Origin of the sequence: Amycolatopsis sp. lyj-90 (assembly GCF_046549035.1) — a bacterium.
In the GTDB taxonomy this organism is placed as follows: domain Bacteria; phylum Actinomycetota; class Actinomycetes; order Mycobacteriales; family Pseudonocardiaceae; genus Amycolatopsis.
This window is the reverse complement of the sequence record NZ_JAJPWP010000011.1, coordinates 40,618-64,856: the sequence shown is the minus strand read 5'-3', so window position 1 is coordinate 64,856 and position 24,239 is coordinate 40,618. Positions and strand designations below refer to the sequence as shown.

General features: G+C 71.6%; 13 protein-coding genes. 10 read left to right on the top strand and 3 right to left on the bottom strand.

Going from position 1 to position 24,239, the window contains the following annotated elements; genetic code table 11:
• The first annotated feature begins 8 nt into the window (after positions 1-8).
• From ACLJPX_RS35165 to gntA, 9 genes are read left to right on the top strand one after another with little or no spacing between them, the layout of a single operon-like run.
• Positions 9-8,750: a type I polyketide synthase gene (locus ACLJPX_RS35165; RefSeq protein ID WP_410604662.1), complete on the top strand. Its 8,742-nt coding sequence runs from the start codon at positions 9-11 to the stop codon at positions 8,748-8,750.
• An 8-nt stretch (positions 8,751-8,758) separates the two neighbouring features.
• Positions 8,759-11,695, top strand: a complete 2,937-nt coding sequence (locus ACLJPX_RS35160) for a type I polyketide synthase (protein WP_410604661.1) — start codon at positions 8,759-8,761, stop codon at positions 11,693-11,695.
• Positions 11,692-12,537, top strand: coding sequence for a 3-hydroxyacyl-CoA dehydrogenase family protein (locus ACLJPX_RS35155; protein WP_101606876.1), 846 nt, complete (start codon positions 11,692-11,694; stop codon positions 12,535-12,537). Before ACLJPX_RS35160 ends, ACLJPX_RS35155 begins: the two co-directional genes overlap by 4 nt.
• Before the next feature lie 46 nt (positions 12,538-12,583).
• The gene (locus ACLJPX_RS35150) at positions 12,584-12,835 is read left to right on the top strand and encodes an acyl carrier protein (RefSeq protein ID WP_101606877.1); all 252 of its coding nucleotides are present in this window, start codon (positions 12,584-12,586) and stop codon (positions 12,833-12,835) included.
• Positions 12,836-12,848: 13 nt separating this feature from the next.
• Positions 12,849-13,988 (top strand): acyl-CoA dehydrogenase family protein, encoded by a 1,140-nt coding sequence (locus tag ACLJPX_RS35145; RefSeq protein ID WP_101606878.1) that lies wholly within the window; start codon positions 12,849-12,851, stop codon positions 13,986-13,988.
• Positions 13,985-15,034, top strand: coding sequence for an HAD-IIIC family phosphatase (locus tag ACLJPX_RS35140; protein ID WP_410604660.1), 1,050 nt, complete (start codon positions 13,985-13,987; stop codon positions 15,032-15,034). Before ACLJPX_RS35145 ends, ACLJPX_RS35140 begins: the two co-directional genes overlap by 4 nt.
• Complete coding sequence (locus tag ACLJPX_RS35135; RefSeq protein ID WP_410604659.1) at positions 15,031-15,777, top strand: thioesterase II family protein; 747 nt, start codon at positions 15,031-15,033, stop codon at positions 15,775-15,777. The genes ACLJPX_RS35140 and ACLJPX_RS35135 overlap by 4 nt, the downstream gene beginning before the upstream one ends.
• On the top strand, positions 15,774-16,532 hold the full coding sequence (locus ACLJPX_RS35130) for a 4'-phosphopantetheinyl transferase family protein (RefSeq protein ID WP_410604658.1): 759 nt from the start codon (positions 15,774-15,776) through the stop codon (positions 16,530-16,532). The genes ACLJPX_RS35135 and ACLJPX_RS35130 overlap by 4 nt, the downstream gene beginning before the upstream one ends.
• Positions 16,529-17,233, top strand: coding sequence for a guanitoxin biosynthesis heme-dependent pre-guanitoxin N-hydroxylase GntA (gene gntA, locus ACLJPX_RS35125; RefSeq protein ID WP_101606882.1), 705 nt, complete (start codon positions 16,529-16,531; stop codon positions 17,231-17,233). The genes ACLJPX_RS35130 and gntA overlap by 4 nt, the downstream gene beginning before the upstream one ends.
• 149 nt (positions 17,234-17,382) lie before the next feature.
• Here the strand turns inward: gntA and ACLJPX_RS35120 are convergent, their stop codons facing one another.
• On the bottom strand, positions 17,383-19,773 hold the full coding sequence (locus ACLJPX_RS35120) for a BTAD domain-containing putative transcriptional regulator (RefSeq protein WP_410604657.1): 2,391 nt from the start codon (positions 19,771-19,773) through the stop codon (positions 17,383-17,385).
• 417 nt (positions 19,774-20,190) lie between these two features.
• Complete coding sequence (locus tag ACLJPX_RS35115; RefSeq protein WP_410604656.1) at positions 20,191-22,974, bottom strand: AAA family ATPase; 2,784 nt, start codon at positions 22,972-22,974, stop codon at positions 20,191-20,193.
• Positions 22,975-23,147: 173 nt separating this feature from the next.
• On the opposite strand from ACLJPX_RS35115, the gene ACLJPX_RS35110 reads away from it, so the two are divergent.
• Positions 23,148-23,786 carry a TetR/AcrR family transcriptional regulator gene (locus ACLJPX_RS35110; protein ID WP_410604655.1) on the top strand — a complete coding sequence of 213 codons (639 nt, stop codon included), beginning with the start codon at positions 23,148-23,150 and terminating at the stop codon, positions 23,784-23,786.
• On the opposite strand, the gene ACLJPX_RS35105 is transcribed toward ACLJPX_RS35110, so the two are convergent.
• Positions 23,778-24,170: a hypothetical protein gene (locus tag ACLJPX_RS35105; protein WP_410604654.1), complete on the bottom strand. Its 393-nt coding sequence runs from the start codon at positions 24,168-24,170 to the stop codon at positions 23,778-23,780. The genes ACLJPX_RS35110 and ACLJPX_RS35105 overlap by 9 nt on opposite strands.
• Between the last annotated feature and the right edge of the window lie 69 nt (positions 24,171-24,239).

The window sequence follows — 24,239 nt, the reverse complement described above, 5'->3', positions numbered from 1 at the left end:
CGTGACCCATGCCTTCGGAAGAGCAGTACGTCGACTACCTCAAGCGGATGGCGGCCGACCTGCGTGAGAGCCGCCGCGAGCTGGCGGACGCGCGGGACAAGGAGACCGAGCCCATCGCGATCGTCGCGATGAGCTGCCGGTTCCCCGGCGGCGTCCGCACCCCGGAACAGCTGTGGGACCTGGTCGATTCGGGCGCCGACGCGATCTCGCCGTTCCCCGTCGACCGCGGCTGGGACACCGACGCGATCCACGACCTCGACGCGTCCGTCCCGGGAACCAGTTACGTCCGTGAAGGTGGCTTCCTGCACGACGCCGCCGAGTTCGACAACGAACTGTTCGGCATCTCGCCGCGGGAGGCCGAGGCGACCGATCCGCAGCAGCGGCTTCTGCTCGAGACCGCGTGGGAGGCCGTCGAGCGGGCCGGGATCGACCCGCTCTCGCTCAAAGGCAGCGCCACCGGCGTGTTCGCCGGGGTCGGGTTCACCGACTACGCCTCGCGGCTGACCGCCCTGCCCGAGGAACACGAGGGCTACCTGGGCATCGGCACCTCCGGCAGTGTCGTCTCCGGCAGGGTTTCCTACGCGCTCGGCCTCGAAGGACCGTCGGTGTCGATCGATACGGCGTGCTCGTCTTCGCTGGTCGCGGTCCACCTCGCGGCCCGCGCGCTGCGGTCGGGAGAGTGCACGCTGGCACTGGCCGGCGGGGTCACGGTGATGGCGACGCCGGGCGCGTTCGTCGAGTTCTCGCGGCAGCGCGGGCTCGCGCCGGACGGCCGCTGCAAGCCCTTCGCGGCCGCCGCCGACGGCACGAACTGGGCCGAGGGCGCCGGGATGCTGGTGCTGGAACGCCTTTCCGACGCCCGCCGCAACGGCCATCCGGTCCTCGCGCTCGTTCGCGGCAGCGCGGTCAACTCCGACGGCGCTTCCAGCGGCCTGACCGCCCCGAACGGTCCCTCTCAGCAGCGCGTGATCCGCGCGGCGCTGGCGAACGCCGGGATCGAAGCGTCCACTGTGGACGTCGTCGAGGCGCACGGCACCGGCACCGCGCTGGGTGACCCGATCGAGGCGCAGGCGTTGCTGGCCACCTACGGCCGGGATCGGGAAACCCCGCTGTGGCTGGGTTCCGTGAAGTCGAACATCGGCCACACCCAGGCCGCCGCCGGACTCGCGGGCATCGTCAAGCTGGTCGAAGCGATGCGCCACGGCACGCTGCCCGCGACCCTGCACGTCGACGCGCCGTCCCCGCACGTCGACTGGTCGGCCGGTTCCGTGGAACTGCTCGACAAGGCCCGACCGTGGACCGCCACCGACCGGCCCCGCCGCGCGGGTGTGTCCTCGTTCGGGATCAGCGGCACCAACGCGCATGTCGTCCTGGAGCAGCCGTCGGACGAACCCGCCGCGGACCGTGAGATCGTGGCCCCGCCGGTGGTTCCCTACGTCCTGTCCGGCGCTTCCCCCGAGGCCGTCCGCGCACAGGCCGCCACACTTTTGTCCACTGTGGACGAGTCCGGCGCCGAGCCCGTCGATGTCGCGCTGTCGCTGGCCACCACGCGCGCCGGGATGGAGCACCGCGCGGTCGTCACCGGCGCCGACCGTACCGAACTGGCCGCCGGTCTCCGCGCCCTCGCGGGAGGTGAAGCGGGCACGGTCACCGGCAGCGACACCGCCGGACGCCTCGCCGTGCTGTTCACCGGCCAGGGATCGCAGCGGCTCGGCATGGGCCGCCGTCTCCACGAATGCTTCCCGGTGTTCGCCGACGCCTTCGACGAAGCCTGCGCGCAGCTGCCCGGCGTCCGCGACGTCGTGTTCGGCTCCGACGCCGCGCGGCTCGACCGCACCGAATTCGCCCAGCCCGCCCTGTTCGCCTTCGAGGTCGCGCTCTTCCGGCTCGTGACGTCCTGGGGTGTCACCCCGGACTTCCTCGCCGGGCACTCGGTCGGCGAGCTCGCGGCCGCGCACGTCGCCGGCGTGCTTTCCCTGGAGGACGCGGCGAAGCTGGTCCTGGCCCGCGGTCGGCTGATGCAGGCGTTGCCCGAAGGCGGCGCGATGATCGCGTTGGAGGCGACCGAGGACGAGGTGCGCCCGTACCTGTCCGAGGAAGTCGCGCTCGCGGCGGTCAACGGACCCCGCGCGGTCGTCCTTTCCGGCGCCGAGGCGGCGGCGACCGCGGTCGCCGAACGCTTCCCGGGCCGCCGCACGACCCGCCTGTCCGTCTCCCACGCCTTCCACTCGGCGCTGATGGAGCCGATGCTGGCCGAGTTCGCCGCGGTCGCGCGCACCCTGACCTACCGCGAGCCGACGATCCCGGTCGTCTCGACGCTGACCGGCCAGAACGCCGACAGGCTCACCGACCCGGAGTACTGGGCCGAGCACGTCCGCGGCACCGTCCGGTTCGCCGACGCGGTGGAAACCCTGCACGGCCAAGGCGTCACCACGTTCCTCGAGCTCGGCCCGGACGCGGCGCTCACCCCGATGGGCCGCTCGGTCCGCCCGGACGGCGCTGTCTTCGCCGCGACCCAGCGCAAGGACCGCGACCAGGCGGCCACGCTCGTCACCGCGCTGGGGCTCGCGCATGCCAACGGCGCCCGGGTCGACTGGGCCGCCTACCTGGGCGGCAGTGGCGCGCGGGTGGTCACGCTGCCGACCTATCCGTTCCAGCGCAAGCGTTTCTGGCTGGAGGACCCGGGTGCGGGCGCGCCCGTCGCCGCCGAGGACGGCCGGTTCTGGTCGGTCGTCGAAGCGGGCGACGTCGGCGAGTTCGCCGCCGAGCTGAAGCTGTCCGACGTCGAAGCCCCGCTCGGCACCGTCCTGCCCGCGTTGTCGCGCTACCGCCGTGCCCGGTCGCTGTCGGCCGAAGCGGCTGCGCTGGCCTACCACGTTCGCTGGCAGCCCTTCACTCCCGCGACGACCACGGCCACCGGCCGCTGGCTGCTCGTCACCTCCGCGAGGGAACACCCGTGGATCGAGACCGCGGCCGAGGCCTTGGCCGCAGCCGAGGTCCGGCGGCTCGTCGTCGACCGGCCCGATCGCGTGGAGCTGCCCGACGAGTCTTTCGACGGCATCCTGTCCTTGCTGGCCCTCGACGAGACCGAGAGCGACGGACTGTCCTTCGGTGCCGAGGCCACCATGACGCTGGTGCGGGAACTGGCCGCGCGTGATCCTCAAGGTCCACTGTGGACGCTGACCCGCGGCGCGGTCTCGACCGGTGCCCACGACGCACCGGACGCGCCCGCGCAGTCCCAGCTGTGGGGCTTCGGCCGCGCGGCCGCGCTGGAGAACCCCCAGGCGTGGGGCGGGCTCGTCGACGTCCCGGCCGAGGCGGGGGAGCGGGTCGTGGCCCTGCTGCGCGGCGTCCTCACCGGTCCCCGCGGTGAGGACCAGGTCGCCGTCCGCGCGACCGGCGCTTTCGGCAGGCGGCTCGCGCACGCAGAACCCGCCGAGCCCAAGCGGTCCTGGAAGCCACGTGGCACCGTACTCGTCACCGGTGGCACCGGCGGCCTGGGCGGGATCGTCGCCCGGTGGCTGGTCGAGCACGGCGCCGACCATGTCGTTCTCGTTTCACGCCAGGGAGAAGACGCACCCGGCGCGGCCGAACTGGCAGGCGACCGCGTCACCATCGCCGCCTGCGACGTCGCCGACCGCGATGCCCTGGCCGCGGTCATCGAGCCGGTCCGTGGCGACCTCCGCGCCGTGTTCCACCTCGCCGGGGTGCTCGAACTCGGCCTCATCGAGACGATGGACCGCGAGCGCTACGCCGACGTCCTGCGCCCCAAGGTGGCCGGGACGCGCAACCTCGAAGAACTCACCGAAGGACTCGACCTCGACGCCTTCGTGCTGTTCTCCTCGATCGCCGCTTCCATCGGCAACGCGGTCCAGAGCGCTTACGGCGCCGCGAACGCGCACCTCGAAGCGGTCGCGCAACGGCGCCGGGCGCACGGCCTGCCCGCGACGTCGATCGCGTGGGGTCGCTGGGGCCGGGTCGGCATGGGAGTCGGCGCGGACCTCGACGAAATGCTCAGCGGACTCGGCGTTCCCGCCATGGCGCCCGAAACCGGGCTCGTCGCGCTCCGCCAGGCGCTCGACCGCGACGAGACCGCGCTGACCGTCGCCGAACTGACCTGGGAGAAGTTCGCGCCGCCGTTCGCCGCGCTGCGGCCCAGCCCGCTGCTGGCCGACCTGCCCGAGGTCGCCGCCATCGCCGCCGCCGAAGCCGCACAGGCCGCCGAGGGCGCGGAAGCCGCCGACGCGTGGCGCACCCGGCTCGCCGGACTGCCCGAGGCCGAACGCGAACGCGTCGTCACCGAACTGGTCCTGACCCACACCGCCGCCGTCCTCGGGCACACCGACGGTGTCCCGGCCGGGCAGCAGTTCACCAAACTGGGCATCGATTCGCTCACCGCCATCGAACTGCGCGGCCGGATCAACACCGAGACCGGGCTGGCGCTGCCGCCGACGATGGTGTTCGACCACGCGACGCCGGCCGCGCTGGCCGCGCATCTGCTGGCCGCGCTCACCCCGGTCGCCCAGGAGACCCGGACCGTCGTCACCGGCCCGGCCGCCGCGGGCCAGGACGTCGCCGTGGTCGGCCTGTCCTGCCGGTTCGCGGGCGGCAGCGACACTCCCGAGAAGTTCTGGGAGAACCTGGTCCAGGGCAAGGATCTCGTGCGCGAGGTGCCGCCGGACCGCTGGACCGCCGCCGACTACTACGACCCCGACCGCACCGCGCCGGGCAAGGCGTACACGCAGCAGGGCGCGTTCGTCGACGACATCGCGGGCTGGGACGCGGCGTTCTTCGGCCTGTCGCCCCAGGAAGCGCGGCGGCTCGACCCGACGTTCCGGCTGCTCATGGAGCTGGTGTGGGAGGGCATCGAGGACGCCGGGCTCACCGCGGACGAACTGCGCGGCAGCCGCACCGGCGTGTTCGCCGGCCTGATCGACACCATGCAGTACAGCATGCGGCAGCTCGAAGCCGACGGCATGGACGCGGCCGACGACCCCTACTTCGGGCTCGGCAGCTCGCTTTCCGCCGCCGCCGGGCGTATCGCGCATCTGCTCGACCTGCGCGGGCCTTGCCTGACCGTGGACACCGCCTGCTCGTCGGCGCTGAGCGCGGCGCACCTGGCCGTGCAGAGCCTTCGGCGGGGTGAGTGCGACATCGCGATCGTGGGTGCGGCCTCGGCGATGATCAACCCGGACGTCTTCATCCAGTCCTGCAAGATGAGCATGCTCGCGGTCGACGGCCGCACCAAGACCTTCGACGAGAGCGCCGACGGCTACGTCATCGGTGAGGGCGGCGGCGTCGTCGTGCTCCGCCGGGCGGGCGAGGTCGGCCCTGGCAGGCGGACGCGGGCGGTCATCCGCGGCACCGCGACCAACCAGGACGGCCGCAGCAACGGCCTCACCGCACCGAACCGCGCGGCGCAGAACGCGGTCATCCGCGCGGCGCTGGCCGACGCCGGGGTCGCTCCCGACGAGATCGGTTACGTCGAGGCGCACGGCTCCGGCACCCAGCTCGGCGACGCGATCGAGTTCACCGCGCTCGGCGAGATCTTCGGCGAGCGCAACGCGCCCGAGCCGCTCTACGTCGGCGCGGTCAAGACGAACGTCGGCCACACGCTGGCCGCGGCGGGCATGGCCGGGCTGATCAAAACGGTGCTGTCGCTGGAAAACGGGACCTTGCCGGGCAACCTGCACATGAGCACGCCGAACTCGGTGGTCACCGTGGACGGCACGGTGCGCCCGGTCCCCGAAGCGCGGCCGTTCCCGGCCAACGCCGACGGGATCCTGCGCGCGGGCGTCAGCTCGTTCGGCTGGTCCGGCTCGAACGTCCACTTCGTCCTCGACCAGGCCGCGCCCGCCCCGGCCGCCACCCCGGGCGGGGAATGGCAGCTGCTCACGCTGTCCGGGCAGAGCGAAGCCGGGCTGCGCGCCAACGCGGAAGCCCTCGCCGCCCACCTGACCGAAGACGCCGAACTGGCCGACGTCGCCTTCACCACCCAGGCCGGACGCAGCGCTCTTCCGCTCCGCAAGGCGGTGCTGGTCCGCGACCACGGCGACGCGGTCACGGCGCTGAACTCGGTCACCGGCGGCACGGCCGTCACCGACAAGCGTCGCTTCGGGCTCCTGCTGCCCGGCACCCGCCGCGCCTGGCAGGGCACCACCGACGAGCTCTACCGCACCGAACTCGCCTTCCGTGCCGCGATCGACGACTGCGCGGCCCTGCTGGACGGTCGCGCAGACCTGCTCGGCGCGCTTTACGGCACCGCCGAGGCCGACGAACGGGCCGTGGTCTTCGCCGTCGAGTACGCCTTCACCCGGCTGCTGACCGCGTGGGGCCTCGAACCGGCCGTGCTGCTGGGCCGGGGGACCGGCGAATGCGTGGCCGCCGTCGCGGGTGGGCTGTTCGGGCTCGCCGAGGGGCTCGAACTCGCGCTCGGCGGATCGGTTCCGAAGGCGGGAACGCCGACGGTACCGGTGATCTCGCCCCGCACCGGCGCGGTGCTCACCGCCGCCGAGGCCGCGGATCCGGCGCACTGGCGGATCGCGGACGACCGCTTCGAAGACGGCCTGCTGGCGCTGGCCAAGTACGCCGGTGTCCTGGTCGAAGCCGGGCTCGGGGACGACGGCGCCGAGGCGGCCGGTCGCTACCTGCCACAGACCCCGGTGGTCTCCCTGCTGCCGGAGCCGGTGGCCGGGGCGGGACGGCGTGCCTGGCTGACCGCGCTCGGCGCGCTGTGGGAGCACGGCGTCCAGATCGGCTGGGCGGAGGGCGCGGGGCCGGACCGCCGGTTCGTTTCCCTGCCCGGGTACCGCTTCCAGCGCACGCGTTACTGGCCGGAGGTCGCCTCCCGCGGCAACGGCTGGTCGCTGACGCAGATGTCCGCCGGTGAGGCCGTGCCCGAGACCCCGGTCCGTTCGGGCCTCGCCGCGCACACGCCGACCTGGCACCGGGACACCACCCGCCGGGTGCCCACGACACCGGGCGACCTGGTTCTGTTCGCCGAGCCGGGCAAATTCGCCGACGGCTTCGCGGCCGCGGCGGAAGCCGCCGGGCACCGCGTCACGGTCGCGTCCGATGTGGACCGCCAAGCGCTCGCCGGTGACGGACCGCTGCGGATCGTGCACGCCCTCGGCCTCACCGCGAGCGGCCTCGAATCCGGCTTCTACAGCCTTCTGGAACTAGGCAAGGCCATCGGTGCCGAATGCGCCGGGCGTCGCGTCGACCTGCTCACCTTGGGACACAATGGCTTCGACGTCCTCGGCGGGGACGCCACCGACGCCTTCGCCCCGACCATCGCCGCGACGGCCGACGCCATCGCCGCCGAGTACCCGTCGGTCCACGCGCAGTACGCGGACTTCGACCGCACCGGCGACAAGGTCGCCCAGGCCACCCACGAGCTCGACCTGCTCGCGGCGTCCACAGTGGACACGGTCGACGGGGTCGCGGTCGCCGCCTGGCGCGGCGGACGGCGCTGGCTGCGCGGCTTCGATGTCGTCGAGCTGCCGGAGACCGACGACGCACTGGCCTGGAAGCCCGGCGGGACCTACCTGATCACCGGTGGGCTCGGCGTCCTCGGCCTGGCCCTGGCCAAGCGGTTGGCGCCGCTGGGCGTGAACCTCGCGCTGGCAGGCCGCTCCGAACTGCCGCCGGAGGAGACCTGGGACGCCTGGATCTCCGACCACGGTGTCGACGACCGCACGAGCGAAGTCCTGCTGGCGGTGCGCGATCTGCGTGCCCTCGGTGCCGACGTCCTGACGCTGCGAGCCGACGTCAGCGCTCCCGGCGAGGCCGCCGCGCTGCTGGCCGAGGTCCGGGGCTACTTCGGTTACCTCGACGGCGTCGTGCACGCCGCCGGGATCGCCGGTGGCGGCCTGCTGCAGAACAAGACCCGTGAGCAGGCGGCCGCGGTGCTGGCGCCGAAGATCGACGGCACCCTCGCCCTGACCGACGCGTTGCGTGTCGAACCGGTCGACCTGCTGGTCCTGTACTCCTCGACGGTGACGCTCACCGTGGGCGTCGGCGAGATCGACTACTCCGCGGCGAACGCCTTCCTCGACGGTGTCGCCTCCGCCGCCGCGGGCGGACGAGGACCGGCCAAGCAGGTCGTGTCGGTCGCGTGGGGTCCCTGGCAGCTGGACGCCTGGACGTCGTCCGGGCTGTCCGGCTCCACCGAAGCGCAGGAAGGGTCGCGCAAGTTCCGTGAGGAGTTCGGCATCGGCGCCGAAGAAGGCACCGAACTGCTCTCGCGGATCGTCGCCTCCGGCGAGCCGCTGGTGACCGTGCTGCCGCTCCCGCTGACCGACGTGCTGGCCGCGCTGGCCCGGATGGGTTCGGTCGACGCGCTGGTCGGCGCCGACGCCGTGCTCCCCACCGGGGAGCGGTACCCGCGGCCCGAACTGCGCACCGCGTACGTCGCCCCGCGCACCCCGGCGGAGGAACGCGTCGCCGCCGCCTGGTGCGACTGCCTCGGCCTGGAAGAGGTCGGCGTGCACGACCCGTTCTTCGACCTCGGCGGCACTTCGCTGATCGGCCTGGTGCTGATCGGCCGCGTCGCCAAGGAATTCGGCGTCGAGCTCGCCCCGGCGAGCCTGTTCGAGAAACCGACCATCGCCGAATTCGTCACGCTCCTCGGCGAACCCGGCGCACCGCAGGTGACGGCCGAACCCGCCGAAGACGTCTCCGCCCGCGGCGAACGCCGCCGCGCCCGCACCGCGAAGCTCCGCAAGCGCCCGAGCCGGACCGGAAGGTGAACCACCCCATGACCACGCGAGAACGGGACACCGGCGACGACATCGCGATCGTCGGCATGGCCGGGAACTTCCCCGGCGCGCCCGACATCGGCAAGTTCTGGGCCGATCTGTGCGCCGGCCGCGACGGCATCACCCGGATGAGCCGCGCCGAGCTGCTCGCCGCGGGCGTCCCCGCCGAGGTGGCCGACGACCCCGCGTTCGTCCCCGCGGCCGGGTTGCTGCCCGGGATCGACCGCTTCGACGCCGACTTCTTCGGCTACAACCGGACCGACGCCGAACTGCTCGACCCGCAGCATCGGCTGTTCCTCGAATGCGCGTGGCACGCGCTGGAGGACGCGGGTGTCGACCCGGACCGGATCGAGGGCCTGGCCGGCGTGTTCGCGGGCGGCGCCCCGAGCACCTACCTGCTGTCGAATCTGCTGTCCAACGACGTCACCGCGCTGACCGTCGGCCCGGACCAGCTGATCCTGCAGAACGAAAAGGACCTGATCGCGTCCAGGCTCTCGTACGCGCTCGACCTGACCGGCCCGTCGGTGAGCGTGCAGAGCTGCAGCTCGACCGCGCTCGCCGCGGTCGCCCAGGGCTGCTCCAGCCTGCTCACCGGCGAATCCGACCTCGTGGTGTCCGGCTCGGTTTCCGTCGTCGTGCCCCAGGAACCGGGCTACCTCTACCGCGAGGGCAGCCGGTTCGCGCCCGACGGGATCAACCGGATCCTCGACGCGGGCGCCAACGGCAAGGTCCCCGGCAACGGCCTCGGTGTCGTCGTCCTGCGGCGGCTCGAGGACGCGCAGGCCGACGGCGACCGGATCTACGCGGTGATCCGCGGCTGGGCCATCCACCACGAGGGCAACCGCGCGCGTCAGGGCTTCAACCTGCCGGGCGTCCCCGGCCAGGCCGCCGTCGTAGCCGAGGCGATGGCCGCCGCCGACGTCGAGCCCGCCGAGATCGACCACATCGAAGTGTCCACTTTGGGCACCCCGTTCGGTGACGTCGCCGAGATTTCGGCACTGCAGAAGATCTTCGACGTCGACGGCGTCGAGCGGATCACGCTCGGCTCGATCGACGCGAACCTCGGGCACATCAACCAGGCGGGCGGGATCGCCCGGCTGATCAAGGCCGCGCTCGCCCTGCACCACGAGAAGCAGCCGCCGCCGGTCAACTTCGAGAAGCCGAACCCGCAGCTGGCCCACAGCGGTGACAAGCTGGTGGTGCAGAAGGAACTGACCGACTGGCCGCGCGGCGAGCGGCCGAGGCTGGCCGGGGTCAGCGCGTACGGCTTCGGCGGCACCGACGCCCACGTCGTCATCGAGGAGGCGCCGGAGGACTTCCCGGAGCGTCCGGCCGCCCGGCCGCATCAGCTGCTCGCCTGGTCCGCCCGGACCCCGGAGGCGGCGGACGCGATGACCGGCCGACTCGCCGCGGACCGTCCGGAGTGGACGGACCTGGCCGACGTCGCCTACACGCTGCACAACGGGCGGAAGGCCTTCGGCCACCGCCGGATGACCGTCGTGTCCACTGTGGACGATGCCGCCGACGCGTTCGCGTCCGAGACCCGCGTGATCGCCGAAGCGGACACGAAACCGCGGAAGGCGACGTTCCTGCTCGCCGGGGTCGGCGAGCAGTACCGGGGAATGGTCGGGGGCCTGTACGACAGCGAGCCCGACTTCAAGGCCGCCGTCGACGAATGCGCCGCGCTGTTCAAGTCCCATCTCGGCGACGACCCGACGGAGAGCCTGCACGGTGCCCGCGGTGCGGACGGCGGTGACCTGGCCCGGCTGCTGGGCCGCGCGGCCGACAGCGAGGACGCGGCGCCGTCCGTCACCCAGCCCGCCGTGTTCACCCTCGGCTACGCGCTCGGCCGTCTGCTGCGCGCCTGGGGCGTCCAGCCCTCCCTGCTCGCCGGGTACAGCGTCGGCGAGTTCGCCGCCGCCGCGCTCGCGGGCGCCCTGACACTGGAAGAAGCCACCGCGCTGGTCGCCACCCGCGCGCGGCTGATCGAAAAGCTGCCGACCGGCGCGATGGCGGCGGTGCCGCTGGGCGCGGACGAACTCGCCAAGCTGGTGGGTGACGTGACCGCGTTCGGCGTCGACGTCGCCGCGGTGAACGGGCCGCGGATGATCGTGGTGTCCGGCGCGGGCGACGGCGTCGAGAAGCTGGCCGCCGCGCTCGCCGAACACGGCGTCCCGGCCAGGCCGCTGCGCACGACGCACGCCTTCCACTCGCGTGCCCTGCGCCCCGCCGCGGCCGAGCTGACCGCGTGGGCGCGGAAGAACCTCACCCCGCGCGAGCCGGAAGTCCCGTACCTGTCGAACGTCACCGGCGCGCCGATCACCGCGAAGCAGCTGAAGGATCCCGGCTACTGGGCCGAGCACATGTGCCGCCCGGTGCGGTTCGCCGCGATGATCGAGCAAATTGCCAGTGCTTCCCCGGATACCGTGTTGCTGGAACTGGGAGCAGGGCAGTCGCTCGGCTCGATGTTCCGCGGTCACCCCGATTTCCCGCAGACCTCGTGGCCGCTGCTGGTACCCACCCTGCCCGGCGAGGCCGACCCCCGCCAGGACACGGCCGTGCTCACCGAAGCGCTCGGCCGGGCCTGGCTTTCCGGGGCGGACATCGACTGGCGGGCCTATCACGACGGCCGTGACCCGCGGAAGACCACGTTGCCCGGTTATCCGTTCCAGCGCGACCGCTACTGGATCGAGCCGACCCAGGCCGCCGCCGACGTCGCACTCGGCGCCCGGTCCGCGCGGCCGGTCTACCTGATCGAAGGCGAACTCGACCTCACCGCCCGGGATCTGGCCGCCCGGCTGGGCGCCGAGCTGGGCGCGACCGTCGTGTTCGCCGAGGAACACCCCGGCGGTGCCGAGGCCGTGCGTGCCGCCCACGGCCGGCTGGACGGCGTGCTGGACCTGACCACGAGCAACGCAGCCAAGGAGGAACGATGACCCTCGTCGGAGTCGTCGGCGCCGGTGTGATGGGCACCGGGGTCGCGCAGAATCTCGCCACCAGCGGGCACGAGGCCGTGCTCATCGACGTCGACCCGGGCAAGCTCGCCGACGCGCGCGACCGGATCGAACTCGAATGCCGGATGAGCCGCATGCTCGGCGGGCCGGAGATCGACGCCGCCGCCGTGCTCGGCCGGATCACCTTCGGCACCGAACTCGACCTGCTGGCCGAAGCCGAAGTCGTGATCGAGAACATCACCGAGAACTGGGACCTGAAGTCCCGCCTGTACCCGAAACTCGACGAAGCCTGCAAAGCCGACACGGTGTTCGTCGTCAACACCTCCGCCATCCCGATCACCAAGGTCGCCGCGCTCACCCGGCGGCCGGACAAGGTGATGGGCGTGCACTTCATGAACCCCGTGCCGATGAAGCCGTCGTGCGAGTTCATCCCCGGCTACCACACCAGCGAGTCCACCAAGGACATCGTGCGCGAACTGCTGCTGTCGATGGGGAAGAAGCCGATCCCGGTCAACGACGCCTCCGGGTTCGTCTCCAACCGCGTGCTGATGCTCACCGTCAACGAGGCCGCTTTCCTCGTGCACGAAGGAGTCGCGGACGCGGAGACCGTCGACGAGGTGTTCCGCGGCTGCTTCGGGCATCCGATGGGCCCGCTCGAGACCGCCGACCTGATCGGCGTCGACACGATCCTCTACAGCGTCGAAGTGCTCTACGACGAGTTCAACGACAGCAAGTACCGCCCCTGCCCGCTGCTCAAGCAGATGACCGCCGCCGGGCTGCACGGTCGCAAGAGCGGCAAGGGTTTCTACAACTACAGCGGCTGAAGGCCCGCCGCATCCCACTTTCCGTACCACGAGAAAGGCATCCACCATGTCGCAGGACGTCCGAGGCGAGATCCGCGCCTTCATCGGGGCGAAGTTCCCCAGTCTGTCGTTCACCGACGAGCAGGACATCTTCGCCTTGGGTTTCGTGAACTCCCTGTTCGCGATGGAGCTGGTCATGTTCATCGAGAAGGCGTTCGCCACGCGGATCCCCAACGAGGACCTGAAGCTGGACAACTTCCGCACCGTCACGCGGATGACCGAGCTGGTCGAGCGGCGCACCGCCGCGGCCGCGCACTGAACGAGGAGCAAACGTGAGGGCGAGGACACGGCCCGAAACCCCCGAAGCCGAGGTGGTCGGGCGTTTCGTCGACGAGGAGGTCGGCCCGCACGCGGACGCGTGGGACCGGGCCGAGAGCATCCCCGGTGACGTGCTGCGGCGGGTGGGGGAGCTGGGACTGTGGGCCCCGTTCCTCCCCTCGGAGGCGGGCGGCGCCGGACTGGACATGGTCACCCTCGGACGGCTGCACGAGGAGGTCGGCCGCGGCTGTTCGTCGCTGCGGAGCCTGCTCACCGTGCACACGATGGTGACCGCGACGGTGCAGCGCTGGGGTGACGACGAACAGCGCGATCGCTGGCTGCCCGTGCTGTCCGAAGGCGCCACCCTCGGCGCGTTCTGCCTGACCGAACCCGACTTCAGCGGAAGCGACTCGACGGCCGCGGGAACCGTGGCCGTCGCCGAGAACGGGGTCTGGACGCTGAAGGGCCGCAAGACCTGGATCACCGGCGGCCAGGTCGCCGGGCTGCTGCTGGTGTTCGCCGGCACGGCGACCGGGATGAGCGCGTTCCTCGTCCCCGCCGACCATCCCGGGGTCACGGTGACCCCGGTCCGGCACATGCTCGGCACCACCGCGAGCATGCTGGCGACCATCGAGTTCGACGACGTCCGGCTCGATCCGTCCGCGCTGGTCGGCCCGCCGGGCTGGGCCGCGGGAACGGTGATGACCGGCGCGCTCGACCTCGGGCGCTACAGCGTGGCGTGCGGCTCGGTCGGCATCATCCGGGCCGCGCTGGCCGCGTCGGCCGCCTACACGTCGGCGCGTTCGGCGGGTGGCGGGCTGTTGCGGGATCTGCCGCAGATCCGCGCCAAGATCAGCGAAATGGTCACCGCGCGCGACGCCGCGCGGCTGCTGTGCGAAAAGGCGGGCAGGCTCAAGGACGCGGGCGACCCGGCGACCATCATGGCGACCTGGGTCGCCAAGTACTTCGCGTCCACCGCCGCGGCCAAGGCGGCTTCGGACGCGGTCCAGATCCACGGCGCGAACGGCTGCGGCCCGGACTATCCGGTGGCCCGGCTCTACCGCGACGCGAAAGTCATGGAAATCATCGAGGGCAGCACCCAGATCCAGGAGCTGACCATCGCGGACGAGGCGTACCGGGAGGTGGCGGGATGAGCGAGGTCTTGGAGAAACCGAAGCGCGGCCGCATCAAATGCGTGGTGTGGGACCTGGACAACACGGTGTGGGACGGCACCCTGCTCGAAGACGGCGAGGTGACCGTGCGCCCCGACGTGGTCGCCGAGATCCGGCGCCTCGACGAGCTGGGCGTGCTGCATTCGGTGGCCAGCCGCAACGACCACGACGCGGCGATGGCGCGGCTGAAGACGGCCGGGCTCGACGAATACTTCCTGTACCCGCAGATCACCTGGAACCCCAAATCCGGCTCGGTGGAACGGATCGCGAAGGCGCTCAACATCGGCCTCGACGCGATCGCTTTCGTCGACGACCAGCCGTTCGAACTGGCCGAGGTCGCGCACGCGCTGCCGTCGGTCAAGACCGTCGACGTGGCGGAACTGGGGGAGACCCTGGCGTCGGAGGAGTTCCGGCCCAAGTTCGTCACCGACGAGTCGCGGGTGCGGCGCGACCTCTACCGCGCGGCCGCCGTGCGGGAGCAGGTCGAACAGGACCACGAGGGCACCAGCGAGGAGTTCCTGTCCACTTTGGACATGAAGTTCACGATCGCCTGCGCCCAGCGGGAAGACCTGCAGCGGGCCGAGGAACTCACCGTCCGCACCAACCAGCTCAACTCGACCGGCCGGACCTACTCGTACGAGGAACTGGACGAGTTGCGGACCTCGCCCGACCACGTGCTGCTCGTCGCGTCCCTTTCGGACAAGTACGGCGGTTACGGCAAAATCGGCCTGGCGCTGGCCGAACGCGGCGAGGAAGCCTGGCATCTGCGGATGATGCTGATGTCGTGCCGCGTGATGTCGCGCGGGGTCGGCACGGTCCTGCTCAACCACATCATGGGGCTGGCCAAGGAAGACGGTGCGAAGCTGCGCGCGGACTTCGTCGAGACCGGGCGCAACCGGGTCATGTACGTGACCTACGCGTTCGCTGGTTTCACCGAGATCTCGCGCGACGGTGACCGGCTCGTCCTCGAGTCCGACCTGAGCACGATCCAGCCGCCGCCGTCCTATCTGACGATGGAGCTGCGATGACCGCACCGATCACGGCGCGGCCCTGGCTGCCCGGCGGGATCCCCCCGGGCGCGGTGACCAAGCTGTTCTGTTTCCCGCACGCCGGCGCGAGCGCGGCGGTTTACCGCGACTGGATCCCGGCGGCGGGCGACGAGCTGGTCGTCCTGCCGGTCCAGCTGCCCGGCCGGGCCGAACGCGGCCGCGAGACGCCGCACGAAGACGTCGAAAGTCTTGTCGAGGCGGCGATCGACGGCCTCGGCGACGCGCTGACCGGTGACTTCGCGTTCTTCGGTCACAGCGTCGGAGCCCTGACCGCGTACCTGCTCACCCGGCGGCTCGTCGAGCGCGGGGCCACGTTGCCGAAACACCTGTTCGTGTCGGGAAGGGCCGCGCCGCAGCTGCCCGACACCAGGCTCCAGCTGCGAGCACTGCCCGACGAGCGGCTCGCCACCGAACTGCACGCCCTCGGCGGGCTGCCGGAGGTCCTGCGGCGGGAACGGGAGCTGCTGGCGATGTTCCTGCCCCTGATGCGGGCCGACCTCGCGGTCAACGAGACCTACCGGCACACGCCGGGGAAGCCGCTGCCGGTACCGCTGACCGTGTTCGGCGGCGATCGCGATCCGCGGGCCGATCTGGACGAACTGGCGGCGTGGCTCGAACTCGCCACCGACGCGACGATGGTCACCTACCCGGGCGGGCACTTCTACCTCGAACAGCGCGTACCGGAGCTCCTGGGTGTGATCCACCGGAAGCTGGGCCGATGACGACGCAGTGGTTCCCGGCCTGGAAGCAGCCTTCGGGCGCGCTGGGCGAACGGCTCCGGCCCTGCCGGGACGCGCACGTGTGGCGGGTCCCCCTCGGCAGAGTGCTCGCCCCCGGCTCGTCCGAGCTGTACGCCCTGCTCGGCGCGCTCTCGGAGGACGAGCTGCGCCGGGCGGCCGCCATCACCGTGGACGAGGAACGGGCCCGGTTCCTGGCCTCGCACGTCGCCCTGCGCGACATCCTCGCCTCCTACACGGGCACCGTTCCGGCCGCGCCGCGGTTCACCCGCGACGGTGACCGCCCGGCGCTGGCCGGTGCGACGGGGATCGAGTTCAGCCTGTCCCGTTCCGGTGACCTGGCGCTGGTCGCGGTCGCGGCCGGGGTCCGGGTCGGCGTGGACGTCGAGGAGGTCCGGGAGGTCGACCACGACGGCCTGGCCGCGCGGACGCTGCGCCCGGAAGAGGCCGCGGCCGTCCGCGAACCCCTGACGTTCTTCCGGTACTGGACCTGCAAGGAGGCCTACCTCAAGGCCGAAGGCACCGGCCTCGCCGGACTGCCGGGCCCCTCCTTCACCCTCACCGGCGGCGACGTCGCACTCGACGACCGTCCTGAGTGGACGATCACGGAACTGGACGCCGGAGCGGGCAACGCGGCCGCGCTGGCGGTCCCGGCGCGCCCGGTCACCGTGCGCGCCTTCGACTGGCTCCCCGGCGGGCCGCGACCGGCCGCGGAGCACCGGAAAGGCGGAGTGAAATGAGCGACCCGAAAGCGGAGCTCGAAGCGTTCATCCAGACCACGGAGTTCAGCTGTCTCGGCGCTCGCGCGGCGCTGAAGAAGGGCTCGATCGTCCACGGCCACTATCCGGCGCTGGGTGACCCGGAGTCGGCGCGCGCCCACTACCGCGACATGCTCGGCTACGCCCGCGACATCCGGCCCACGTTGTCGGACAAGAGCTTCCGCACCTTCGTGTCCACCTTCGAGGAGCCCGGCGGGATCCTCGACGAGGAAGAGCACGAACGCCTGCTGTGGCGCCATCTCCAGCTCATGCACGACATCGACAGCCGCACCTACGGCCTCGACGACGGCGCGACGTCCGACCCCGACGAGCCGAACTTCGGCTTCCACGTCGCCGGGCACTCGTTCTTCGTCGTCGGCATGCACCCGGGCGCGTCGAGGGCGAGCCGCCGGTTCCCCCGGCCGGCGATCGCGTTCAACTCGCTGATGCAGTTCATGTTGCTCGGCGACAAGTTCTTCTCGATGCAGGACGCGATCCGCAAACGCGAGACGACCAACAACGGCTCGGTCAACCCGAGTTTCACCACGTACGAGTACCAGATGCCGTCACGTCACTTCGCCGGCCGGATGACCGAGGATGACTGGAAGTGCCCGTTCACTTCGCGGCACGAGGCGTCTTCGGTGAAGTACACGTCGGACGTGATGCAGCGCCCCACCGGTTGAGCGGTGGCGCGGAAAAGCCCCTGGTCGCTTGGCGACCGGGGGCTTTCTCGTCGGTACAGAGTCGTGAGTGGCGCCGACTCCGGGTGTCGCGAAAGCCACTTTCGGGACATCAGATGTCCCGAAAGTGGCTTTCGCGACGCTGCCGGGCCTCAGGCGAGGGCTTCGATGCGGCGCACGGCCGGGCGGCGCAGCAGCGCGGTGCGGGTCGCGCGCGGGATCCGCTGGTAGACCAGCTCCCGCAGAGTCGCCCGCCGGAACGTGTAACCGGCGTCGTCGTCTTCGCGCCGCAGCACCGCGAGACTCGCGAGCCGGGACAGCGTTCCTTCGATCTCGGCGGTGTCCCGACCACAGACGGCGGCGACGTCCTCGGCGGTGAACGCGTCCCCGGTGAGGCTGGCCGCCTTCAGCAGGGACTTCTCGGCCGCGGGCAGGTTGTCGAGCTGCGCGGCGAGCGTCCGGCGGACCAGCGGGGGTGTCATCGCCTGGCCCAGTCCCGGAAACGGGGTGGTGCGGCCGTGCACCCCCTGGGCGTACGCGTGCGCGAACCGGGGGTTCCCGCCGATCCTGGCGATCAGTTCCTGCCTGCCGCGGATGAGCCGGGCGGTGCCGGGCAGCAGCTTGTCGAGCAGTTTGCCGACGGCGTCGTCGGAAAGCGGGGCGAGGGTCACCGTCGTCCCGCATCGCTCGCCGTGTTCGGCATCCAGCAGCCCGGGCCTGGCGGACGCGACGATCAGCACCGGCAGTCCCGCGCAGGCTTCCCCGAGCCGGGCGACAGCGTCGCGGGTCTCGTGGTCGGCGCGGTGCAGGTCGTCGGCCAGCACGACCAGGGGCCCGTAGGCGGTCAGCTCGGTGGCGGCGGCTCGAAGTGCCGAATCCCCGCCTTCGGTGCGCAGCCGCGAGGCGGTCTGGGGGAGCAGTCCCGGAACGACGGCGAAGGCTTCGGTGACATCGGCCCCGGCGTCCAGCACCCGGACGCGGGGTTGCTCGGACAAGGTCTCGGCGAACTCGGCGAGGAGGCGGCTCTTGCCGATCCCGGGCTCGCCGAGCACCGTCACCCGATGCGGGCGTCCGCCGCGCTCGACGAAGCCGAGAAGATGGTTCAGCAGATCGCGGTCGTGGTCACGGCCGACGAAACCGCCGGGGTCGGCGGGCTCGGCCACCGGATGCTGACGGGCCGAGACGGCGTGCCACCAGCCGGGTGAGTCCTCCGAAGCCTCGTGCACCACGGCGGGCTCCGAAGCCTCGCGTACCGCGTCCGACACCCGGATCCGGCCTTCGGGCGCCCGCAGCGCCGAGCGGACACAGCGGTCCAGCACGGGGCCCGCCACCTGTCCGGGACCGGCGGCGGTGAACTCGACGAGGACGTCGCCGCTGTCGACGCCGATCTGACCGGCGATCCCGGCCGTGGCCAGCCGGTCGAGGATCCGCAGCGCGGTCCGGGTCGCGTGGACGGCGTCGTCGTCACCTGTCCGGGGCAGGCCGAACAAGGCGAGCACGACCGGGCCCGAATCGCCGGGCAGATGCGCGCCCGCGGCGAGGGCCTCCTCCTCGACGACGTCCCGCAGCCGTGCCTGGATCTCCACGGCCTCCTCGGGATCGTCGTCCGGGGTGGCGGCGAGGGCGACACCGATCGCGACGACCGGCTTCCGCTCGCTTTCGGCGGGCTCCGTACGGGGCAGGGCGATCACCGGGGCCGGGGTGAACGGCAGCGGCGCGACCACCGGGGCAGGCTCTTCCGCCGGCTCGGGTCCGGGGCGCGGCGCCGGATCCGGCCGCCGGGTGAGCAGGGTTTCGTCGTGCTGGAGGATCGCGCGTTCCAGCTCGCGCAGCTCCTTGCCCGGCTCCAGGCCGAGACCCTCGGCGAGACTGGCCCGCGTCGCCCGGTAGACCTCGAGCGCGTCGACGTGACGGCCGCAGCGGTAGAGCGCGGTCATCAGCTGGGCGTTGAGCCGCTCGCGGTTCGGATTGGCCTCGGCGAGCCCGCGCAGGTCGGCGAGCACTTCGTGGTGATGGCCGCGGTCCAGTTCCAGGCCGAAAAGGTCCTCGTGGACGGCGATCCGCTGGTCCTCCAGCGCGACCAGCTCGGGCCACACCACGCCGGTTTCGGTGAGGTCGGCGAGCACCGGCCCCCGCCACAGCGCGAGCGCCTCCCGATAGGCCGAAACGGCCCGCTCGACGTCACCGCCCGCCTGTGCCGCCCGGCCGTCGGCCGCGAACCGCCGGAACCGGGCGGCGTCGACCTGGTCGCTGTCGACGCGCAGCAGGTAACCGGGTGCGTGGGTGAGCAGCATCGCCTGCTCGGTGGCGCCGGTCCGCTGGGCCAGCGTGGAGCGCAGCCCCGAAACGGCGTTCTGCACCATCTTGCGCGCGGTGGCGGGGATCTCGTCCGCCCAGATCGCCTGCAACAAGGTGCTGGTGGCGATGACCTCGTTGTGGCGCAACAGGAGATAGGCGAGTACGGCTCGCTGGGTCGCGCCGCGCAGCACTACCGGACGTCCGTCGTGCACGACGTTGAAGGGGCCGAGTAGGTCGAAACGCACGGGGTCACCACCTTGCTTGGAGCTTCCGAAGACGATCTCCACCGTGGCCCCGCACCCCACCCCCCGACAACGGTGTGGCGCGGATACTGGCTCGGTGCCAGTGGCACCCGAGAACGATGCCAGTTACCGCCCGATGTGTTGACTGTGGACGTTCTCACCTGCTAAACGCGCGCGGCGCCCCGGTGGACGTGGTCGTGAGTGGCGATCGGGTTGGAGTGGACCGGTGTTTGCCTACCTGCGTGTGACCAGGGTGAAGGTGTAGTGCGGTAGTCGAGAAGTCGCTCCGGTCGGAGCTTGATGACGCCGGAATCTCACCGTGTCAGGTTCGAGTGGGTAAGCAAATACGGGTCCACCAGAACCCGAATCGCCACTCATGACCACCTGCACCCGCGCATTCAGTCCTCTGAATGCAAAAGGTCAGGTCAGGTATTCGCCGGTCAGGATCGCCGCCGCGAGTTCCACGCGCGACGTGTATCCGGTCCGGGAGAACAGCCTGCTGAGCCTGCCCTCGACACTCTTCTCACTGGTTTCGAGGACGACCGCCAGTTGCCGGTTGGTGAGGCCCTCGGCGACGAGGATCGCCAGCAGCCGCTCGTTCTCGGCGGTGGTCTCCGTCCGGCCGGGACTGGCAAAGCCGTTGTCGCGCAACAGTTTCCGCACTCGGCCGCGCCAGAACCAGGCTCCCACCACGCCGAACAGTTCGTACGCCTCGGTCCACGACTGCTCCGGCCGGTGCCCGGCGAGACCCGCTCGCAGGAGCGTCATCGCCGACTCGTACGGGACCTCCAGGCGCTCGCGCGCGATGGCCGCGGCACGCCGGGCCGCGGCGGGCTCGCGATGGACGGCGGCGCGCGCCAGGTAGTGGTTCTGGTGGGCGCGGGCGGTGTCGAGCTGGGTCGCGGTGCGCGCCGCGCGCCGCACCCAGTGTTCCCCTTCGCGCTGCTTGTTCCGCACCAGCGCCGAGCGGGCCAGGTCGGCCCAGAGGTCTTCGGTGCCCAGCAGATAGCCACCCGCGTCGGCGCTGCGCGCGGCCGAGTACAGCAGCGCGTCGGCGCCCTCGGTGTCGCCGAGCAGGCTGAGCACGGTGAACTCGGCGTGGTCGACCGTGTGCTGCATCCCGGACTGACGGCTGTCGGCGGCCAGCGCCCGCGCCCTGGCGAGCCAGCCCTGCGCGCCGAGGATCCGGATCGCGCACTGGGTCAGCAGGCTGTGCAGCGGCCGGGCGGGGTCGGTGCCGCCCAACATCGTGCGGCGGGCCAGTTCCATCGCTTCCGGCCAGTCCCCGCCCAGATAGTTCAGCGCGAACCGGTTCGGCCCGGGGAGTTGGTCGAGGGTCATCCCGGTCTCGGCGATCCGCCGTCGCGCCTGCTGGAGTTCTCCCAGCTGCAGCAGCATTTCCACTTCGAACCGGCGCTGTTCGATGCCGTATTGCGGCAGATGGCCCGACCGCCACAGTTCCGGATGGGCCACCAAGGTGTGCAGCTGGGACGTGTCGCCGAGCACGACGCCGCAGGCCGCGAGGAACATCGTGCCGAAGTCCGCGGTGATGTGGTTGCTCCCGGTCCACACCGCGCGTTCCCGTTCGAGCAGGTCCCTGGCCTCGATCCAGCGACGGCTCAGCAGCAGGGCGTACGCCCGGTTGATCACCATCAGAGCGGGGTCGTCCGGCAGCACCGGGGACGCGCCCGCGGCGATTTCGGCGAGCTCCCCGAGGTCGCCGCGGGCCGCGAGCCCGGTGATGAACACGGTCGACAGTTCTTGCGCCTGCGCCGGTTCCAGATGGCCGAGATGCTTGCAGAGCACCTGCCGCGCGCATTCCCCGGCCTCGGCGGCCCGGTAGTGCAACGCCTTGGCCGCGCTCAGCAGCATCAGCACCACGGTTCGCGCCGGCGGTTCGGTCACCCAGGACAACGTCGCGTGGAGCCAGCGTTCCGCCTTGGCTCCGTCGGTGAACAGGACACGTTTGCCGTTCTCGAGGAGCTCGGCCGATGCGCGGCGCGTGTCGACGAGCGACCCGGCCTGGGTGATCCAGTCGAGCACCAGATCCGGGTCGGAGACGGTCGCGGAACCCGACCACACGGCTTGGACCGCTTGTGCGGACAGGCTTCGCGAGGCATACGGCCCGATCCCGGTCAGCAGGGCGTCCCGGACGGCGGGGACCCGGAACCGGTATCCGCCGTCCCGGTCCCGCACCAGGACGCGTTCGGCGACAAGCCTGTCGAGCACTCCGCGCAGGTCGTCCTCCCGCCACCCCAGCGCGGTCGCGGCCAGCCCGGTGGCGGAGGCACCGAGCGGGCCGAGCATCGCCATCGTCTCGGCCGCTTCCCGCACTCCGCCACCCGCCTCGGTCACCGCCCGCAGAAGCGGATGGTCCACGGTGGCCACCGGTTCGTCGACCCTTTCGACGCGGTACGCGGTGCGGTCGACGATCCGCAGGGCCCCGGCGGACCGGTAACCGTGCACGAGCGCCGTCAGCGCGGCGGGGTTGCCCCGGGCGGCGGCGTGCAGTTCGGTCACCAGCCCGTCGTTCGGTAGGGCCGAGACCAGCCCGGTCAGCAGGGAACGCGACTGGGCTCGCGAAAGCGGCCGGAGAAACCGCAGCCTCGCGCGCCCGCTCGCCCGCAGCCGCGCGAAGGCGCCGCGCAGCGCGGGGCTCCCGGACATGTCGTCCCCCGCGCCGATCCGCAGCGTCGCCACCACGCTGATCGGCGTCTCCGCCGAACACCGGTGCAGCAGCGGGCTCACCAGCCGTGCGGTGTGCTCGTCGACCCACTGGACGTCGTCGACCAGGACCACCAGCGGGGTCTGGGTCCGCAGGAGCGCGAACACGGCTGTCGCGATCTTCGCGACGGTCTCCGGGGTCGGCGTGGTTTCGCCCGCCCTGGCGAGCATGGCCAGCACGGACCGCCGTGCGGGCTCCTCCTCGGCCCGGTCCGCGCCGAGGAGGACGAGAAGCCGGAAGATCGCGCCGTAGGGGAGCGTCCGGTCGAGTTCGGCGAGCCGCAGCACCAGCACCTTGGCCGACGGGGTGAGCTCCTCGGCGAGCCTGTCGAGCACCGTGCCGCGACCGCAGCCGGGTTCGCCCGCGAGCACCGTGAGCGGGGTCGTGCCGAGACCGGCGTCGTCCCGCAGGATCCCCACCTCCTCGACGCGGACGTCCGTCCGCAGACCCGTTCCGGTGCCCGTGTGCCTGGTGCTCATGCGCCCAGTTCACCAGGACGGAGCCCGGCTGACCGTCACCCAACCGTATGAACCGGGCAGTCGGGGCCGTGTCAAGTTCCCAGTGGCCGGTGATTCCCGCCCGGTACCGGCGGTTCCCGGGGCGACGACAAACCGGCCGGTATGCTGAGCGTCCGCACGAGAAGGAGCCGGCCATGACACGAGCGACCACCCGCAAGGCGGGGACGGCGGAGGCGAGCGGCGAAGACCAGGCCGCCGTGCCGCGCCGTCTGCTGTCGCACGCCACGAAGCTCTTCGCCAAGAAGGGTTTCGACCGCACCTCCGTGCAGGAGATCGTCGAGGCGGCCGGGGTCACCAAGGGGGCGATGTACCACTACTTCGGCTCCAAGGACGACCTCCTTTACGAGATCTACGCCCGGGTGCTGCGCGCGCAGACCGAGCAACTGGAAAAGGTGGCCTCGAGTGAGGCGCCGCTGCGGGAGCGGTTGCGCTCCGCCGCTTCCGACGTGGTCGTCAGCACGATCGACAACCTCGACGACAACACGATCTTCATGCAGTCCATGCACCAGCTCAGCGTGGAGAAGCAGAAGGCCGTCCGCGCGGAACGGCGCAAGTACCACGAGCGGTTCCGCACGCTGATCGAAGAAGGCCAGGAGTCCGGCGAGTACCGCGCGGACAAACCGGCCGACGTGATCGTCGACTTCTTCTTCGGCTCGGTGCACCACCTCGGTTCCTGGTACCGGCGCGGTGGCGCGCTCTCGGCCCGCCAGATCGGTGACCACTTCGCCGATCTCCTGCTGGCCGCGCTGCGACCCGAAGAGGGTTCAGCCTGAGGGTGGCGCGGGCACGAGCCGTTCCGCGAACCATTCGCTGCGGCGTTCGAGCACCGTTCCCACGTCCCACCCGGCGGTGAAGGCGAGCAGTCCTGTCGCCACTTCGTCGGCGTCGGCGGGCCAGCCCTGGGCGGCCAGGCTCGACCGCAACGCTTCGGCGTAGTCGGAGTAGGTGAAGTCGGGCAGCTCCGCGACGAGTGCCGTCGTCGTCCCGTGGTGCGAGTTCAGCCCGGCGAAGGACCGGCTGCACCCGCATTCGGAATCGGGTGAGTCTTCGCCGTCGTCGCAGCACGGGGCGATCCAGATCAGTTCGCCCTCGACGCAGTGGTTGAAGTCGTTTTCTCGCGCACCCTGGGTCTTCGAGGTGGCCACGAGCAGTTTCATGATGACTCCCTGTTCGATCAGATGTTCGAACAGGTATACCGGCGGGGTCCGACACTTTTCGGGACGGAC

Bases quoted from the DNA above. Each gene is read 5' to 3' on its own strand.
- ACLJPX_RS35110 (WP_410604655.1), top strand. From the start codon at position 23,148: ATGACACGAGCGACCACCCGCAAGGCGGGGACGGCGGAGGCGAGCGGC.
- ACLJPX_RS35130 (WP_410604658.1), top strand. From the start codon at position 15,774: ATGACGACGCAGTGGTTCCCGGCCTGGAAGCAGCCTTCGGGCGCGCTG.
- ACLJPX_RS35115 (WP_410604656.1), bottom strand. From the start codon at position 22,974: ATGAGCACCAGGCACACGGGCACCGGAACGGGTCTGCGGACGGACGTC.
- ACLJPX_RS35150 (WP_101606877.1), top strand. From the start codon at position 12,584: ATGTCGCAGGACGTCCGAGGCGAGATCCGCGCCTTCATCGGGGCGAAG.
- ACLJPX_RS35140 (WP_410604660.1), top strand. From the start codon at position 13,985: ATGAGCGAGGTCTTGGAGAAACCGAAGCGCGGCCGCATCAAATGCGTG.
- ACLJPX_RS35105 (WP_410604654.1), bottom strand. From the start codon at position 24,170: ATGAAACTGCTCGTGGCCACCTCGAAGACCCAGGGTGCGCGAGAAAAC.
- ACLJPX_RS35165 (WP_410604662.1), top strand. From the start codon at position 9: ATGCCTTCGGAAGAGCAGTACGTCGACTACCTCAAGCGGATGGCGGCC.
- ACLJPX_RS35155 (WP_101606876.1), top strand. From the start codon at position 11,692: ATGACCCTCGTCGGAGTCGTCGGCGCCGGTGTGATGGGCACCGGGGTC.
- ACLJPX_RS35135 (WP_410604659.1), top strand. From the start codon at position 15,031: ATGACCGCACCGATCACGGCGCGGCCCTGGCTGCCCGGCGGGATCCCC.
- ACLJPX_RS35160 (WP_410604661.1), top strand. From the start codon at position 8,759: ATGACCACGCGAGAACGGGACACCGGCGACGACATCGCGATCGTCGGC.
- gntA (WP_101606882.1), top strand. From the start codon at position 16,529: ATGAGCGACCCGAAAGCGGAGCTCGAAGCGTTCATCCAGACCACGGAG.